Origin of the sequence: Stenotrophomonas sp. PS02297 (assembly GCF_029959705.1) — a bacterium.
Classification (GTDB): Bacteria; Pseudomonadota; Gammaproteobacteria; order Xanthomonadales; family Xanthomonadaceae; genus Stenotrophomonas; species Stenotrophomonas nitritireducens.
This window is the reverse complement of the sequence record NZ_JASCOS010000034.1, coordinates 15,543-31,701: the sequence shown is the minus strand read 5'-3', so window position 1 is coordinate 31,701 and position 16,159 is coordinate 15,543. Positions and strand designations below refer to the sequence as shown.

At 66.2% G+C, this 16,159-nt stretch carries 15 protein-coding genes; 12 read left to right on the top strand and 3 right to left on the bottom strand.

Annotated features, from left to right (window positions below; genetic code table 11):
* Positions 1-115 precede the first annotated feature (115 nt).
* From QMX80_RS09120 to galU, 6 genes are all read left to right on the top strand, one after another.
* Entirely contained in the window at positions 116-421 is a 306-nt protein-coding gene (locus tag QMX80_RS09120; RefSeq protein ID WP_055765048.1) for an integration host factor subunit beta, read from the top strand.
* 156 nt (positions 422-577) lie between these two features.
* On the top strand, positions 578-868 hold the full coding sequence (locus QMX80_RS09115; protein ID WP_055765050.1) for a lipopolysaccharide assembly protein LapA domain-containing protein: 291 nt from the start codon (positions 578-580) through the stop codon (positions 866-868).
* Positions 869-874: 6 nt separating this feature from the next.
* Positions 875-2,053 (top strand): lipopolysaccharide assembly protein LapB, encoded by a 1,179-nt coding sequence (lapB, locus tag QMX80_RS09110; protein WP_273081787.1) that lies wholly within the window; start codon positions 875-877, stop codon positions 2,051-2,053.
* 9 nt (positions 2,054-2,062) lie between these two features.
* Entirely contained in the window at positions 2,063-3,034 is a 972-nt protein-coding gene (locus QMX80_RS09105; RefSeq protein WP_282276605.1) for a glycosyltransferase family 4 protein, read from the top strand.
* A 13-nt stretch (positions 3,035-3,047) separates the two neighbouring features.
* Positions 3,048-4,952: a nucleoside-diphosphate sugar epimerase/dehydratase gene (locus QMX80_RS09100; RefSeq protein WP_282276602.1), complete on the top strand. Its 1,905-nt coding sequence runs from the start codon at positions 3,048-3,050 to the stop codon at positions 4,950-4,952.
* Entirely contained in the window at positions 4,952-5,830 is an 879-nt protein-coding gene (galU, locus tag QMX80_RS09095; protein WP_282276600.1) for a UTP--glucose-1-phosphate uridylyltransferase GalU, read from the top strand. Before QMX80_RS09100 ends, galU begins: the two co-directional genes overlap by 1 nt.
* Before the next feature lie 559 nt (positions 5,831-6,389).
* Here galU and QMX80_RS09090 read toward each other — a convergent pair.
* The 3 genes from QMX80_RS09090 to QMX80_RS09080 all read right to left on the bottom strand — a co-directional run bounded on the left by QMX80_RS09090 (position 6,390) and on the right by QMX80_RS09080 (position 10,725).
* The gene (locus QMX80_RS09090) at positions 6,390-7,598 is read right to left on the bottom strand and encodes an acetyl-CoA C-acyltransferase (RefSeq protein WP_282276599.1); all 1,209 of its coding nucleotides are present in this window, start codon (positions 7,596-7,598) and stop codon (positions 6,390-6,392) included.
* A gap of 69 nt (positions 7,599-7,667) precedes the next feature.
* Positions 7,668-10,040 (bottom strand): 3-hydroxyacyl-CoA dehydrogenase/enoyl-CoA hydratase family protein, encoded by a 2,373-nt coding sequence (locus QMX80_RS09085; protein WP_282276597.1) that lies wholly within the window; start codon positions 10,038-10,040, stop codon positions 7,668-7,670.
* Positions 10,041-10,071: 31 nt separating this feature from the next.
* Entirely contained in the window at positions 10,072-10,725 is a 654-nt protein-coding gene (locus QMX80_RS09080; RefSeq protein ID WP_282276596.1) for a TetR/AcrR family transcriptional regulator, read from the bottom strand.
* A 211-nt stretch (positions 10,726-10,936) separates the two neighbouring features.
* Between QMX80_RS09080 and ndk the strand changes: the two genes are divergently transcribed.
* The 6 genes from ndk to bamB are packed head-to-tail and all read left to right on the top strand — an operon-like array spanning position 10,937 to position 16,156.
* Positions 10,937-11,362, top strand: coding sequence for a nucleoside-diphosphate kinase (gene ndk, locus QMX80_RS09075; RefSeq protein WP_005409295.1), 426 nt, complete (start codon positions 10,937-10,939; stop codon positions 11,360-11,362).
* 23 nt (positions 11,363-11,385) lie between these two features.
* Positions 11,386-12,603 (top strand): 23S rRNA (adenine(2503)-C(2))-methyltransferase RlmN, encoded by a 1,218-nt coding sequence (gene rlmN, locus QMX80_RS09070; RefSeq protein WP_273081773.1) that lies wholly within the window; start codon positions 11,386-11,388, stop codon positions 12,601-12,603.
* A complete protein-coding gene (pilW, locus tag QMX80_RS09065; protein ID WP_282276594.1) occupies positions 12,596-13,390 on the top strand; it encodes a type IV pilus biogenesis/stability protein PilW in 795 nt (264 codons plus the stop codon). The genes rlmN and pilW overlap by 8 nt, the downstream gene beginning before the upstream one ends.
* Positions 13,391-13,414: 24 nt before the next feature.
* Entirely contained in the window at positions 13,415-14,260 is an 846-nt protein-coding gene (locus tag QMX80_RS09060) for a helix-turn-helix domain-containing protein (protein WP_152984202.1), read from the top strand.
* Between the two features lie 58 nt (positions 14,261-14,318).
* Positions 14,319-14,960, top strand: coding sequence for a tetratricopeptide repeat protein (locus QMX80_RS09055; protein ID WP_273081768.1), 642 nt, complete (start codon positions 14,319-14,321; stop codon positions 14,958-14,960).
* Positions 14,960-16,156 carry an outer membrane protein assembly factor BamB gene (gene bamB / locus QMX80_RS09050; RefSeq protein WP_273081766.1) on the top strand — a complete coding sequence of 399 codons (1,197 nt, stop codon included), beginning with the start codon at positions 14,960-14,962 and terminating at the stop codon, positions 16,154-16,156. Before QMX80_RS09055 ends, bamB begins: the two co-directional genes overlap by 1 nt.
* The last annotated feature ends 3 nt before the right edge of the window (positions 16,157-16,159 follow it).

The following is a 16,159-nucleotide window of genomic DNA, read 5'->3' as shown; positions in this document are numbered from 1 at the left end:
TCGTTCTTTTTTAATCTAACACCCGCCGCCGCCCTTGACTTCCCCCCCCCCCGCGCCCCCCCCCCCCCCCCCCCCCCCCCCCGCTTCGGGGTTCTACCTTCGTGACGAGTCCGCAATGACCAAATCCGAGCTGATCGAAATCCTTGCGCGCCACCAGGCGCACTTGAAGGCCGATGATGTCGATCTGGCCGTGAAGTCGTTGCTGGAAATGATGGGCGGCGCGCTGTCTTCCGGCGACCGCATCGAGATCCGTGGCTTCGGCAGCTTCTCGCTGCATTACCGGCCGCCACGCATGGGACGCAACCCGAAGACCGGCGAATCGGTCGCGCTTCCGGGCAAGCATGTCCCCCATTTCAAGCCGGGCAAGGAACTGCGCGAGCGCGTGAGCGATGTCGTGCCGCTGGAAAGCGATCCTGCCTGAGTTTCCTTGTTGCCTGCACCCGTGGCGACACCCCTTCGGGCCATCGGCAAGCGACGTCAAACGCCGCTCCAGGCGGTTTTTTTTTTATCCCTCTGCTGCGGATCGGCGCCACGGCCGTTAAGCTAGTGGCTCTATGGACATGGAGCAGGCTGCCGCATGAAGGCTGTCCGTCTGTTGATTCTGCTGGCCGTGCTGGTCGGCGGTCTGGTGATAGGTTCGCTCAATTCGCAGCCTGTCGATATCAGTCTGGCGTTCTGGGCGCTCCGGACCACCTCTGGAATCGCCATCATCGTTTCGCTCCTGCTCGGAGCGCTGGTAGGCGGTGGGCTGGTGCTGGCGGGAATGGTCATTCCCCTGTATGCCAGGCTCCGGCGGGCCAACAAGGCCGCTGCGGGCGCGGTGACCGCACCTGCGCCGCAGACTCCTTCCCCTTTCGACGGACGCTGAGCGACGATGGCCTTCATCAGTGAATGGTTCTGGTTCTTCCTGTTCCTGCCGATCGCCGCGCTCTGCGGCTGGGTCGTCGGCCGGCGCGGCGGGCAGCGCCACAGCGAGAGCCAGGTCAGCCGCCTGTCGAGCACCTATTTCCGCGGCCTGAACTACCTGCTCAACGAGCAGCCGGACAAGGCCATCGAACTGTTCCTGCACATCGCCGAGCTGGACAAGGAGACCTTCGAGACCCAGCTCGCGCTCGGGCACCTGTTCCGGCGCCGTGGCGAGGTGGATCGTGCGATCCGCCTGCACCAGGGGCTGGCCAACCGCCAGGACCTGTCCGACGGCCAGCGCGTGCAGGCCCTGCTCGCGCTGGGCGAGGACTACATGAAATCGGGCCTGCTGGATCGCGCCGAGACCGTGTTCACCGATCTGGCGCGGATCGACCAGCGCGCGCCGCAGGCCTTGAAGCACCTGATCGGCATCTACCAGGCCGAACGCGACTGGGAAAAGGCGATCGAGAACGCGACCCGCTATGAGCAGGTCACCGACGAGCCGATGGGCAAGCTGATCGGCCAGTTCGAGTGCGAGCTGGCCGAGCGCCACCGTGCCGCCGGGCGGCTGGACGAGGCGCGCGCGGCCATCGAGCGCGCCAACGCGGCCGATGCGATGAGCGTGCGTGCGGGCATCATCGAGGGGCGCCTGGAAAGCGACTTCGGCAACGACGAGGGCGCCGTGCGCGCCTTCGAGCGGGCGGCGCGCAACGATCCCGACTACCTGCCCGAGATCCTGCCGCAGCTGCTCAAGAACTATCGCAACGTGGGCGATCTGGCGGGTGCGCGTGCGTTCCTGGCGGAAATGGCCGAGCACTACCGCGGCATCGCCCCGGTGCTGGCCCTGTCGCGCCTGATGGAAGAACAGGAGGGGGCTGGTCCCGCGCGCGCCTACCTGGGGCGGCAGTTGAAGGACCGCCCGTCCGTGCGCGGCGAATCGGCGCTCATCGACCTGACTCTCGCCGAGGGTGCCGACCCCGTGGCGACGCTGCAGGACCTGAAGCACATCACCGATCAGCTGCTGGTGCGCAATCCGGCCTATCGCTGCACCCGCTGCGGCTTCGGCGCACGTACCCACCATTGGCAGTGCCCCAGCTGCAAGGAATGGGGGACGGTAAAGCCCCTGCTGAACTACGCGGTGCTCTGATCCATGCAGCTGGCATGGACGGTTCCGGGACTGCTGGCGGTCATTCTGGTCGCAGCCTTGTTGACGGCCATGGCGCGTGGCTATGCGCTGCGCCGGCAACTGCTGGACCAGCCCGGGGAGCGCAGGAGCCATGCGGTCGCGACGCCCCGCGGCGGCGGCATCGCCATCGTCGTTTCGCAACTGCTGGCCTACATCGGCGTCGGCGTGTTGTTCCCGCAGGCCGCAGCGACGCTGGCGGTCTTTTCCGCCGGACTGGTGATGGTGGCGGGAATCGGCTGGTGGGACGATCACCGGCCGTTGCCGGCGCTCCCCCGCCTGGGCGTACATGTGCTGGCCGGCCTGCTGCTGGGGGCTCTGGTCTGGCACTGGACGGGGGAGGCGTCGCGGGCAGGTTTCAGCGTGCTCCTGGCCATCGTGCTGATCAATGTATGGAACTTCATGGATGGCATCGATGGCCTGGCCGCGACCCAGGCGCTGCTGGCTTCGGTCGCATATGCCCTGCTGCTGCCGGCTCCCGTTGCCGGACTCGCGCTGATCCTGGCCGCCGGCGTGCTGGGGTTCCTGCCGTTCAATTTCCCGAAGGCCAGGATCTTCATGGGCGATGTCGGCAGCGGCGCGCTTGGTTATCTGCTGGCGGGGCTGGTAGCACTGGGGTTGGGGACGCGGAGCGCGCCCTGGACTATCCTGTTGGTACCATTGGCCGCTTTCCTCGTCGATGCCGGCCTTACCCTCGCAGGCCGCGTGTTCAGGGGGGAGCGCTGGATGGAGGCCCATACGCAGCACCTTTATCAACGCTGGGTGAAGTCCGGCTGCAGTCACGTCATGGTCACATCAGGCTACGCATTGTTCGGCGTTGCCGGAATCGTGCTCATGCATGTTTTCACCTGGCTTCCTTCGCCTAGGAGCCATCTGGCGGCCCTGGCGTGGGCGGCGGCGGCGGCGGGTCTCTGGTCTGTTCTTCTGAACAAAGTCCATCGATAAGGAAGAGTGGTCAATGGCGGTGTGGCGACGACGGTTGGCAGGAAATTTCCCGCGCATCGCGGTGATGCTGCATGACCTGATCATGGTATGGGCATGCTGGCAGCTGTTGCACGTGGCGCGGTATGCGATGCTGGATGCCGCGCCGGCCATTCCGTTGCTGAGCTTCGACAATGTCGGGGTGATGGTGCTGCAGGCCGTGGCGTTCCATTACGTGGGCCTGTACCGGGGGCTTTGGCGCTTCGCCAGCGTCACCGACCTGGTCAATATCTTCAAAGCCTGCTTTATCGGTCTGGGCGCCATCGTTCTGGTATTCAGCTACAAGCGCCTGGACGGCATTCCCATGTCCGTGCTCGCGATCTATCCCTTCGCGCTGGCGGCCTTGCTTGGCGGGCCGCGCCTGCTTTACAGGGCATGGAAGGACTACCAGTCGATCCACTCCGATGCGCGCGCGCGCCGGGTGCTGGTGCTGGGGGCGGGGCATGCCGCCGAGGCGCTGGTCAAGGATCTGCGCCGCTCTGGCGACTACGAGCCTGTCGGCCTGCTGGACGATTCGCCGCACCTGAAGGGCGCCAAGCTGCAGGGCATTCCGATCCTGGGGACCATCTCGGATGTGGTTCCCGTGGCCAGGGAAACCGCGGCAAAACTGCTGGTGATCGCCATCCCCACGCTGGATGCGGCCGGGATGCAGCGGGTCGTGGCGCTCTGCGAGAGCACCGGTCTGCCATTCAGGACCGTGCCGAGGTTGAGCGACGTCCTCGAGGGAAACACGCTGCCCGGGCAGTTGAAGGAAGTGGCCATCGAGGATCTGCTCGGCCGCAAGCCCATACAACCCGACTGGGAGCTGATCCGTGGCTGGCTGCGCGGCCGCACGGTGATGGTGACCGGCGCCGGGGGGTCCATCGGTTCCGAGCTTTGCCGCCAATGCGCGCGCCATGGCGCGCGCAGGATCGTGCTGCTGGAGATCAGCGAGATCCTCATGCTGAACATCCGCAGCGAGCTGTGCCGCAATTTCCCGCACCTGGAAATCGAGTGCGTGCTGGGCGACTGCGGCGATCCGGCAGTTGCTCGCCGTGCATTGACCCTATATCGCCCGGATACCGTATTCCACGCGGCTGCCTACAAGCAGGTTCCGTTGCTGGAAGGGCAGATGCGCGAAGCCATCCGCAACAACACGCTGGCGACGGAGTGCGTGGCACGTGCCTGTCAGGAGCGCGGCGTGGACAACTTCGTGTTCATCTCCACCGACAAGGCGGTAGACCCGGCCAATGCGCTGGGCGCGACCAAGCGCTATGCGGAGATGATCTGCCAGGGCCTCAACGAGAAGAAAGGCACCCGCTTCGTTACCGTCCGCTTCGGCAACGTGCTCGGTTCGGTAGGCAGCGTGGTTCCGCTGTTCCGCGAGCAGATCCGCAAGGGCGGGCCGGTGACCGTGACCCATCCGGAGGTCAGCCGGTACTTCATGACGATTCCCGAGGCCTGCCTGCTGATCCTGCAGGCGGCGGCCTCCTCCTCGCATGGCGCGATCTACATGCTGGACATGGGCGAGCCCGTGCTCATCCAGGAGCTGGCCGAACAGATGATCCGTCTTGCCGGAAAACAGCCGGGTATCGATATCGCCATCGTATACACCGGATTGCGTGCGGGCGAGAAGCTGCATGAGAGCCTGTTGTATTCGGACGAGAACAGCCGGCCCACCGCCCACCCCAAAGTGCTGGAGGCCGGAGCCCGCGAATTCTCCACCGAACGCGTGCTGGGCAGCCTGGCGCGCCTGCGCGAGGCGGTAGCCAGCTATGATGACGAGGCCATGCAGGCGATTCTGGCCAGCGTCATACCCGAGTATTCGCCGTCGCGCGGAACGACGGAGCCGAGCATTAAAAACAATATTGTCCCGTTTCCCAAAGAGGCTGGCAGGAACTGATGTCCCGACGCATTCGCAAAGCGGTTTTCCCTGTGGCGGGCCTTGGCACGCGCTTCCTGCCCGCCACCAAGACCGTCCCCAAGGAGATGCTGCCGATCATCGATCGCCCGTTGATCCAGTATGCCGTCGACGAGGCGATCGAGGCCGGTTGCGACACCCTGGTGTTCATCACCAATCGCTACAAGCATGCGGTCGCGGACTATTTCGACAAGGCCTATGAGCTTGAGCAGAAGCTCGAGCGCGCCGGCAAGCAGGAACAGTTGGAGATGATCCGCCATGTGCTGCCCGAGGGCGTACGGGCGGTCTTCGTGACCCAGGCCGAGGCCCTGGGCCTGGGACATGCGGTGTTGTGCGCCAAGGCGGTCGTCGGCGACGAACCGTTCGCGGTGTTGTTGCCGGACGACCTGATCTGGAATCGCGGCGCCGGTGCGCTCAAGCAGATGGCCGATCTGAACGAGGCCAGCGGTGCCAGCGTGATCGCCGTCGAAGACGTGCCGCATGAAAAAACGGCCAGCTACGGCATCGTCGCCACCGATGCGTTCGATGGGCGCAAGGGTCGTATTTCGCAGATCGTGGAAAAGCCCAGGCCGGAAGATGCGCCGAGCGACCTGGCGGTGGTTGGCCGTTACGTACTGAGCCCGAAGATCTTCGAATTACTGGAGCAGACCGGCAGCGGTGCCGGTGGCGAGATCCAGCTGACCGACGCGATCGCGGCGCTGTTGAAGACCGAAGAGGTGGATGCCTATCGCTTCGAGGGCACGCGTTTCGACTGCGGCACGCACCTGGGTCTGGTCGAGGCGACGATCTGTTTCGCGCTGGACAACCCGAAGCTGGCTGGCCCGGCGCGGGAGAAACTGACGGCGATGCTGGCGGAATAAGGTTTTATCAAGCGCTCCGTGCTGCGCCCTGATTGATACGTGATGGGCGGGACGGGTGGGCCTGTGCAGGACACACCGTACCCCCCCCTCCGGGGTCCGGCCCAGCCGCTGGCGGCTGTGCGTTCGGGCGCTTGCGAAGCAGTGCTTCGCAAGCAAAGCGCCCTCACCCATGGGGGCTCGATGGCGCCATCCATGGCGCCAACGGTCCTGCAAAGGCCCACCCGTCCCGCCTGTCAGGTTTCCTGCGGGCGCGGACGGGAAGGGCGGAATCAAGGGCAAGAGCAAAAGCAAAAAGGCAGCCGATGGCTGCCTTTTCTGTTTCCGCGAGCGTCGAGTCGGGGTCGGATCCCTTTGCGTAGCAAAGGGCTCTGGCCCCTGCCTTTACTCACCCTTCCGCCGCGGGAAGGCTGGAAGGGCCGGGTCGGCAGGGCTGCCCGGTACCGTTGGCGCCATGGATGGCGCCATCGAGCCCCATGGAAGGGTTCACAGCGTGTCCCGGGCAGCCTCATCCGCCGGGTCCTTCAGTACACCGACATCCCGACCGGCAACGCCCTGAACCTTACAGCGCCTCGAAAATACCCGCCGCGCCCATGCCGGTGCCGATGCACATGGTCACCATGCCGTATTTCTGCTGGCGACGACGCAGGCCGTGCAGCAGCGTCGCGGTGCGGATCGCGCCGGTCGCACCCAGCGGATGGCCCAGGGCGATCGCGCCGCCCAGCGGGTTGACCTTGCCCGGGTCCAGGCCGCAGTCGCGGATCACCGCCAGCGACTGCGCGGCGAAGGCTTCGTTGAGCTCGATCCAGTCCAGCTGGTCCTGGCTCAGGCCGGCTTGCTTGAGCGCCTTCGGAATCGCGGCGATCGGGCCGATGCCCATCACCTCCGGACGAACGCCGGCCACCGAGAAACTGACGAAGCGGGCCAGCGGGGTCAGGCCGTAGTCCTTGATCGCCTGCTCCGAAGCCAGCAGCACCGCGCCGGCGCCGTCGCTCATCTGCGACGAGTTGCCGGCGGTGACGGTGCCGCCGAACTGGCCGTTGCGGAACACCGGGCGCAGCTTGGCCAGGCCTTCGGCCGAGGAATCCGGGCGCGGGCCTTCGTCGGTATCGGCGATCCTGTTGCGGGTGATGATGCGCTGGCCATCGGCCAGGTCCGGCAGGTGCGAGACGATTTCGTACGGGCTGATTTCGTCCTTGAACTCGCCGTTCTGGATCGCGGCGATGGCTTTCTGGTGCGAGGTCAGGGCAAAGGCGTCCTGGTCTTCGCGCGAGACCTTCCACTCTTCGGCCACCTTCTCGGCGGTGATGCCCATGCCGTAGGCGATGGCGACGTGGTCGTTGTCGAACACGCTCGGTGCCATCGCGATCTTGTTGCCCATCATCGGCACCATCGACATCGACTCGGTGCCGCCGGCCAGCATCAGATCGGCATTGCCCAGGCGGATCGCGTCGGCGGCCTGCGCCACGGCCTGCAGGCCGGAGGAGCAGAAGCGGTTCACCGTCTGTGCGGCGATCGTGTTCGGCAGGCCGGCCAGCAGCACGCCGATGCGCGCCACGTTCATGCCCTGCTCGGCTTCCGGCATGGCGCAGCCGATGATTGCGTCATCGATGCGGTTGACGTCCACGCCCGGCGCCTGGGCGACGACGCTGCGCAGCACGTGCGCCAGCATGTCGTCGGGGCGGGTGTTGCGGAACATGCCCTTGGGCGCCTTGCCGACCGGGGTCCGGGTGGCGGCGACGATGTAGGCGTCCTGGATTTGCTTGGTCATTGCGGTGATCTCTTGAATAGGGTTTGGAAGAGGTTGCCGGCCAGCGGCCGGCACTACCGATGTCTTCCGTCAGTTCCGCAGCGGCTTGCCGGTCTTGAGCATGTGCGCGATGCGGGCCTGGGTCTTTTCCTGCTGGGCCAGTTCGACGAAGTGCTTGCGCTCCAGCGTCAGCAGCCACTCTTCGTCCACCAGGGTGCCGCGGTCGACCTTGCCGCCGCACAGCACGGTGGCGATGCGCTCGGCGATCTCGTAGTCGTACGGGCTGATGAAACGGCCTTCCAGCATGTTGACCAGCATCATCTTGAAGGTCGCGATGCCCACGTCGCCGGCGACCTGGATGCGGCGTGCCGGCAGCGGCGGGCGGTAGCCGGCCTCGGCCAGGGCACGCGCTTCGGCCTTGGCGATGTACAGCGCCTCGTAGCTGTTGAACACGACCTTGTCGGTGCCGCGCAGTAGGCCCAGTTCCTTGGCGTTGACCGCCGAGTTGGACACCTTGGCCATCGCTACGGTCTCGAAGGTCTTCTTCAGTTCGGCGAACACGTCGCCACCCGGGCCTGCGGCCTGCGAGGCACGCACGGCCAGTTCCTTCAGGCCGCCACCGGCCGGCAGCAGGCCGACGCCGGCCTCGACCAGGCCGATGTAGCTTTCCAGGAAGGCGACGGTCTTGGCGCTGTGCATCTGGAACTCGCAGCCACCGCCCAAGGCCAGGCCGCGCACCGCGGAAACCACCGGTACCAGCGAGTACTTGATGCGCTGGCTGGTGCGCTGGAAGTTGGCGACCATCGCTTCGAACTGGTCGACCTTGCCGGCCTGCAGCAGGCCCAGCGCTCCGGCCAGGTCGGCGCCGGCGGAGAAGGGTTCCTTCTGCTGCCAGATCACCAGGCCCTGGAAATCCTTCTCGGCGCGGCTGACGCATTCCTGCAGGCCATCGAGCACCTGGTCGGAGACGGTGTTCATCTTGGTCTTGAAGCTGACCACGGCAATGCCGTCGCCGTCGTGCCACATGCGCAGGCCGTCGTTCTCGAACACGGTCTCGCCCGGCGCGAATTTCTCGCCCAGCAGCGGATCCGGGAAGCGCTGGCGCTGGTACACCGGCAGCGATGAGCGTGGCAGCTTGGCGTTGCGCGACGGGCTGTAGCTGCCCTCGGCGGCGTGCACGCCGTCGCGGCCATCGAACACCCAATCCGGCAGCGGGGCGTTGCTCATGCTCTTGCCGGCGACGATGTCGTCGGCGATCCACTGCGCGACCTGCTTCCAGCCGGCGGCCTGCCAGGTTTCGAACGGGCCCAGCGACCAGCCGTAGCCCCAGCGGATGGCCAAGTCCACGTCGCGCGCGGTCTCGGCGATGTCGGCCAGGTGGTAGGCGCTGTAGTGGAACAGGTCGCGGAAGGTCGCCCACAGGAACTGCGCCTGCGGATGCTGGCTCTCGCGCAGTTTGGCGAACTTCTCGGCTGGGTTCCTGATCTTCAGGATCTCGACCACTTCCGGCGCGGCGGTGCGGTCGGCCGGGCGGTAATCCTGCTTTTCCAGGTCCAGCACGACGATGTCCTTGCCGACCTTGCGGAAGATGCCGGCACCGGTCTTCTGGCCCAGCGCGCCCTTGGCGATCAGCGCGTCCAGCCACTTCGGCGACTTGAAGAATTCATGCCACGGGTCATTGGGCAGGGTGTCGCCCATGGTCTTGATGACGTGGGCCATGGTGTCCAGGCCGACCACGTCGGAGGTGCGGTAGGTCGCCGACTTCGGGCGGCCGACCAGCGGGCCGGTCAGGCCGTCCACTTCATCGAAGCCCAGGCCAAACTGCTGGGTATGGTGGATGGTGGACAGGATCGAGAACACGCCGATGCGGTTGCCGATGAAGTTCGGGGTGTCCTTGGCATACACCACGCCCTTGCCCAGGGTGGTGACCAGGAATTCTTCCAGGCCTTCGAGCACGGCGGCATCGGTGGTGGTCGCCGGGATCAGCTCGGCCAGGTGCATGTAGCGCGGCGGGTTGAAGAAGTGCACGCCGCAGAAACGGTGGCGCAGCTGCTCGGGCAGCACGTCGGCCAGCTTGTTGATGCCTAGGCCGGACGTGTTGGAGGCCAGCACGGCGTGGTCGGCCACGAACGGGGCGATCTTCCTGTACAGGTCCTGCTTCCAGTCCATGCGCTCGGCAATGGCTTCGATGATCAGGTCGCAGTCCTTCAGCTGCTCCAGGCCGGACTCGTAGTTGGCCGGGGTGATGGCTTCGGCCAGCGATTGGCTGGCCAGCGGCGCCGGGCTTAGCTTGCCGAGGTTGGCGATGGCCTTCAGCACGATGCCGTCGGCCGGGCCTTCCTTGGCGGGAAGGTCGAACAGCACGGTATCGACGCCGGCATTGGTGAGGTGGGCGGCGATCTGGGCACCCATGACGCCGGCACCCAGCACGGCGGCGCGGCGGATCAGCAGGGAATTGGACATGGTGGTGGGCCTTTGTTGGTACCGGGTGGAATCAGGGAGAGGAGGGCGGGGCGGCGCCATGCGCGCTGGCGCGGAATCCGGCCTCGGCGAAATGGATCAGTTCATAGGCGGCCTTGCTGCGGTGGGCGGCTTCGCTGATGCCATGCGGGCGCTTGATCAGACCGAAATCGGCCATGGCGTAGGTCAGCGAACCGGCCAGGAAATCCAGGCGCCAGTACAGTTCTTCCTTGCTCAGGCCGGGCACGCAGATGCCGATGGCCTTGCCGAATTCGCGCAGCACATGGCCGTAGTGGTCGGACAGGAACTTGCGCAGGTTGTCGTTCTTCTCGGCATAGGCGCGGGCGATCACGCGGACGAAGGCACCGCCACTCTGGCGGTCCTGGGCCATGGCCAGCGCCGGCTCGACGAAGGCGGCCAGCACCGCGCGCAGGTCGCCAGGGTGGGTGGCGCGGGCCTGCTCCAGCTGGTCCAGGCGGGCGGCGGTCATCTCGTCCATGCGCCGGCGGAACACCTCGTTGACCAGGTTTTCCTTGGATCCGAAGTGGTAGTTGACCGCGGCGATGTTGACGTCGGCGTGGCTGGTCACCTGCCGCAGCGAGGTGCCGGCGAAGCCGTACTGGGCGAACAGTTCCTCGGCGGCGCCGAGGATGCGGTCCTTGGTGGAGAAGTTGGCGGGTTTGCCCATGGCGATGAAGTCAATCAAACGATTGTTTGGATGCTACGCCCGGCGGATTGGTCTCGTCATGCTGCTTTGCAGCATCATTCATCTGCCGCTGTGCAAAGCCCCGGGGCACCCGGTAGAATTAGCCACCGCAATTCAGGCTAAGCCCGCGTCCGCACGCGGGTTTTTTTCATGTACCCTCGGGCCAGACCGGCCCCAAATCCGGAGAATTCCCATGGCGCTGGAGCGCACCCTTTCCATCATCAAGCCCGATGCCGTTGCCAAGAACGTGATCGGCGAGATCTACGCCCGCTTCGAGAAGGCCGGCCTGAAGGTCGTGGCCGCCAAGTACAAGCAGCTCTCGCGCCGTGAAGCCGAAGGCTTCTACGCCGTGCACCGCGAGCGTCCGTTCTTCAACGCGCTGGTCGAGTTCATGATCTCCGGCCCGGTGATGATCCAGGCCCTGGAAGGCGAGAACGCCGTGCTGGCCCACCGCGACCTGCTGGGCGCCACCAACCCGAAGGAAGCCGCGCCGGGCACCATCCGCGCCGACTTCGCCGAATCCATCGACGCCAACGCCGCCCACGGCTCGGACTCGGTCGAGAACGCCGCGATCGAAATCGCCTACTTCTTCGCCGCCACCGAAGTGGTTTCGCGCTGAGCAGCAAGTAGAAGGTTGAAGCCGTGAACGAGGTCGTACAGTCCCCCGCCATCCAGCCGTTGCCGAAATCGGCGCCCGCGGCTGGCAAGCAGAACCTGCTCGACCTCGATCGCGCGGGCCTGGAGAAGTTCTTCGTCGAGACCCTCGGCGAGCAGAAGTTCCGCGCCCACCAGGTGATGAAGTGGATCCACCATCGCTACGTCACCGATTTCGACCAGATGACCGACCTCGGCAAGTCGCTGCGCGCCAAGCTGCAGCAGCATGCCGAGGTCGTCGTCCCGAACATCGTGTTTGACAAGCCCTCCGCCGACGGCACCCACAAGTGGCTGCTGGCGATGGGCGTGGATGGCAAGAACGCCATCGAAACCGTCTACATCCCGGACAAGACCCGCGGCACGCTGTGCGTGTCCTCGCAGGTTGGTTGCGGCTTGAACTGCACCTTCTGTTCGACCGCGACCCAGGGTTTCAACCGCAACCTGACCACCGCCGAAATCATCGGCCAGGTGTGGGTTGCCGCCCGTCATCTGGGCAATGTGCCGCACCAGATGCGCCGCCTCACCAATGTGGTGATGATGGGCATGGGCGAGCCGTTGATGAATTTCGACAATGTCATCCGCGCCATGAGCATCATGCGCGATGACCTGGGTTATGGCCTGGCCAACAAGCGCGTGACCCTGTCCACGTCCGGCCTGGTGCCGCAGATCGACCGCCTGTCGGTCGAGAGCGATGTGTCGCTGGCGGTATCGCTGCATGCGCCGAACGACGAGCTGCGCGAGACGCTGGTGCCGCTCAACAAGAAATACCCGATCGCCGAGCTGATGGCCTCCTGCGCGCGCTACCTGCGGGGCAACAAGAAGCGCGACTCGGTGACCTTCGAATACACCCTGATGAAGGGCATCAACGACCAGCCCGAGCACGCCCGCCAGCTGGCGCGGCTGATGCGCCAGTTCGATAACGCGGTGCAGGCCAAGGATTCGGGCAAGGTCAACCTGATTCCGTTCAACCCATTCCCCGGCACCCGCTACGAGCGTTCTGACGAAGAGCAGATCCGCGCCTTCCAGAAGATCCTGCTCGACGCGCAGGTGCTGACCATGGTGCGGCGTACCCGCGGCGACGACATCGACGCCGCCTGCGGCCAGCTCAAGGGGCAGGTAATGGACCGCACCCGCCGCCAGGCCGAGTTCAATCGCCTGCTGCAGGCACAGGATGCGCTCCCGGCACAAAGGGACGCGCTTGGCTGAGCGTCTGCTCGCGTTGGTGCTGATCCTGCTGCTGCTCGGCGGTTGCGGGCATGGCGCCAAGGCGACCAAGGTCCGCTGGGACCAGCAGATGGCGCAGCCGTTCGACGTGCACGATGACCGGCAGGTGCGTACGCGCCTGCGCTACCAGGAGTTGCTGCGGCTGGCCGGAGACCGGTTCGGTCGCGGCGAACTGGATGCCGCTTTCAATCACGCCCGTTCGGCGCAGAAGCTCGAGCCAGCCAATCCCGCGGCCTATACGATGCAGGCGGTGGTCGAGGGGCGGCGCGGCAGGATGGAAGCGGCGGGCGAGCTGTATCGTCGCGCCGCGGAGCTGGCGCCCCGGCAAGGGGATGTATTGAACAATTACGGTGCCTGGCTGTGCGCCAGCGGGCACCCGGCCGAGGCCCTGGTCTGGTTCGACCGCGCGGTGGCCGACCCCGGCTACCAGGAGCAGCGGGCCGATGCATTGGCCAACGCCGGTGGCTGCGCGCTGGATGCGGGGCAGCGCGAGCGGGCCGGGCAGAATCTGCGGCAGGCGCTCGAGCTGGCGCCGGACAACGCCTATGCGCTGGAGTCCATGGCGCGCAGCGAGTTCCAGCAAGGGCGGTATTTCGAGGCACGGGCTTTCTATCAGAGGCGCCTTGCGGCTGCGCCGGCCACGGTTTCCGTGTTACAACTTGCCATTCAGATAGAAGAACGGCTGGGCGACAGGAGTGCCGTCGGCCGATACCAGCAGCGGTTGCGCGAGGAATTTCCTGCAGGCGCAACCCCGAATTCCCAGGGCTGATGCATTGTGAGCAATGATCCGGGTATGAACGCTTTTGAGGGGGCGGTGGGTTGCGGGGAGCAGCTTCGCCGGGCGCGCGAAGCGGCGGGTCTGTCGGTGGCGGATGTCGCCGGGCGGTTGCACATGCCGGTGCAGGTAGTCGCTGCACTGGAGGAAGAACAATGGGAGCGGCTGGGGGCGCCGGTGTTCGTGCGCGGCCAGCTGCGCAGCTATGCGCGGCTGCTGGGCGTCGACTTGGGGGGGCTCCTGCAGCAGGCGCGGATCGCGCCGGTCGAGCCGCCCAGGCTGGTCAGTCATACGCATACGCCGCGCGTCCGCCGGCTGGCCGAGAGCCTCGGTCGCCGGGCGGTGTACGTGGTCATCACCGCCGTGCTCGCGGTGCCGGTGTGGTACGCCTTCCAGAGCAAGTTCGGCGATGCCCCGCCCAGCACCGCATCGCTGGACGTGGTGCCGGATGCGGCGTCGTTGGCGGCCGCGCAGCATGCCGGCGGTACGGCCGCGGATGAAACCGCGGCGCGCCCGGCGCCCGAGCGCGCGCCTTACATCGCTTCGATGGCGCCGCTCGCGCGGCAGGCGGCGGAGCCGCAGGCTGCCGTGGCATCGCCGGGCCTGGCCCTGGAGTTCCGTGGCGACAGCTGGGTGGAGGTCTCCGCGCCCGACGGTTCCATCGTCGAGAAGGCGCTGGTCCGGGCCGGTGAGAAGCGCGGTTATGCGGCTGGTCAGGTCGGACGCATGAAAGTAGGCAACGCCTCGGAGGTCGACTTCCGCCAGAACGGTGGCAGCATCGATCTGGCGCCGTATACAAGCGGTAATAATGTGGCCCGCTTTACGGTATCCTCTGACGGCTCCGTGGCGCCGGTTTCGCACTGAAACAAGCGCAGATCAAAACAACAAGGCTCCCCCGGCAGGATTGGAGCGAGAGTTACGCATGGCGATTGACGACCTGCTCGACGAGCATGAACAAGGCGAACGTGTCCGCACCTGGCTGCGCCAGAACGGCGCTGGAATCATTGGCGGAGTAGTGCTTGCGCTGGCCGTGATCGGCGGCTGGAGGTGGTGGCAGAACGAGCAGGTGGGCAGGCTGGCCGAGGCCAACAGCCGCTACGATGCCGTTTCCCGCAGCCTGCAGTCCAAAAATCTGGACGAGGCGGTCAAGGAAGTGGCGGCGCTGGAAGGCAGCAAGGCTGGTATCTATGCCGATCTGGCAGCGCTGGAGCTGGCCAAGGCGCAGGTCGAGGCCGGCAAGAACGAGGACGCGATCAAGACCCTGCGCGGGTTGAAGGTCGAGGGCGAGTTCAAAACGCTGATCGACCAGCGCATCGCCCGACTGCTGGTCGAGACCGGCAAGCCGGCCGAGGCGCTGGCGCTGCTCGGCAATGCCGACGACAGCGCGGGCCTGGAGATCCGTGGCGACGCACTGGTGGCGCAGGACAAGCGCGAAGAGGCGCGCGACCTGTACGCGCAGTCGTTGGCCAAGCTCGACGTGGCCGCTCCGCAACGCCGCCTGCTCGAAATCAAGCTGATGGACGCCGGCGGTACCGTCGCCGATCCTGCGGCGGAGAAGATCTGATGAAACTCAAGCATGTCGCAGGCATCGCGCTGGTCGCGGTGGCGCTGAGTGGTTGCTCGACGGTGAAGGGCTGGTTCGCCGGCAAGGACGCCGAGGCCAAGAAGGCGCTGGAACCGGCTGAACTGGTCAAATTCGAACCCACCCTCAAGGTCGGCAGGATCTGGTCGGCAAACGTTGGCAAGGGCGAAGGCCGGATCGGTGTGCGCCAGGTTCCGGCCGTGGCCGATGGCCGCGTTTATGCCGCCGCGGTGGAGGGTGGGGTGCACGCGCTCGACCTGCAGACCGGCAAGCAGATCTGGGAATACAAGCCGGCCAAGGAAAAGAAGAAGGCCAAGCTGCGCCTTTCCGGTGGCCCGGGCGTGGGCGATGGCCTGGTCGTGATCGGCACGCTGGATGGGCAGGTGATCGCGCTCGACGCGGCCGATGGCAGCGAGAAATGGCGCGCGCGCGTGCCGGGCGAAGTGATCACCGCGCCTGCGGTGGCGCAGGGCCTGGTGTTCGTGCGCAGCAACGACGGCCGCACCACGGCGCTGGATGCCGCCAGCGGCGAGCGTCGCTGGTTCAACGCGCAGGAGCTGCCTTCGCTCACCGTCCGCGGCAACGCGCCGGTGGTGGCCGGCCCGGGCGTACTGTTCGTCGGCAACGACGACGGCACGCTCAGCGCGCTGGCGATGCAGGACGGCCGCCCGCTGTGGGAACAGACCATCGGTACGCCGGAAGGCCGCACCGAGCTGGAGCGCATGGCCGACGTGGACGGCGCGCCGGTGCTGGAAGGCAACAACCTGTACGTGACCAGCTTCAAGAACGAGACCATGGCGATCGAGGGCCCGAGCGGCCGCCCGCTGTGGTCGCGCGATCACGGCGGCGGCGGCGGCGTGGCGGTGTCGTCCGGTAATGTCGTCGTGACCGACGGCAAGGGCACGGTCTTCGGCCTGGACAAGACCTCCGGTTCGGCGATGTGGTCGCAGCAGGCGCTGGCACGGCGTTCGGTGACCGGTCCGGCGATCCAGGGCGACTATGTCGTGGTCGGCGACTACAAGGGTTACCTGCACTGGCTGCATCTGGGCGACGGCGCCCTGGCCGCCCGCGAAAGAAGCGGGCGCGACCGGGTGATCGCGCAACCCATCGTCGCCGACGGCGTTCTGCTGGTGCAGAACGTGGACGGCAAGCTGACCGCCTGGCGGTTGGCGAATTAAGGA

Coding starts and splice junctions, on each gene's coding strand:
- bamB (WP_273081766.1), top strand. CDS start 14,960: ATGAAACTCAAGCATGTCGCAGGCATCGCGCTGGTCGCGGTGGCGCTG.
- QMX80_RS09100 (WP_282276602.1), top strand. CDS start 3,048: ATGGCGGTGTGGCGACGACGGTTGGCAGGAAATTTCCCGCGCATCGCG.
- QMX80_RS09085 (WP_282276597.1), bottom strand. CDS start 10,040: ATGTCCAATTCCCTGCTGATCCGCCGCGCCGCCGTGCTGGGTGCCGGC.
- QMX80_RS09080 (WP_282276596.1), bottom strand. CDS start 10,725: ATGGGCAAACCCGCCAACTTCTCCACCAAGGACCGCATCCTCGGCGCC.
- lapB (WP_273081787.1), top strand. CDS start 875: ATGGCCTTCATCAGTGAATGGTTCTGGTTCTTCCTGTTCCTGCCGATC.
- QMX80_RS09115 (WP_055765050.1), top strand. CDS start 578: ATGAAGGCTGTCCGTCTGTTGATTCTGCTGGCCGTGCTGGTCGGCGGT.
- QMX80_RS09090 (WP_282276599.1), bottom strand. CDS start 7,598: ATGACCAAGCAAATCCAGGACGCCTACATCGTCGCCGCCACCCGGACC.
- QMX80_RS09055 (WP_273081768.1), top strand. CDS start 14,319: ATGGCGATTGACGACCTGCTCGACGAGCATGAACAAGGCGAACGTGTC.
- QMX80_RS09120 (WP_055765048.1), top strand. CDS start 116: ATGACCAAATCCGAGCTGATCGAAATCCTTGCGCGCCACCAGGCGCAC.
- ndk (WP_005409295.1), top strand. CDS start 10,937: ATGGCGCTGGAGCGCACCCTTTCCATCATCAAGCCCGATGCCGTTGCC.
- QMX80_RS09060 (WP_152984202.1), top strand. CDS start 13,415: ATGAACGCTTTTGAGGGGGCGGTGGGTTGCGGGGAGCAGCTTCGCCGG.
- galU (WP_282276600.1), top strand. CDS start 4,952: ATGTCCCGACGCATTCGCAAAGCGGTTTTCCCTGTGGCGGGCCTTGGC.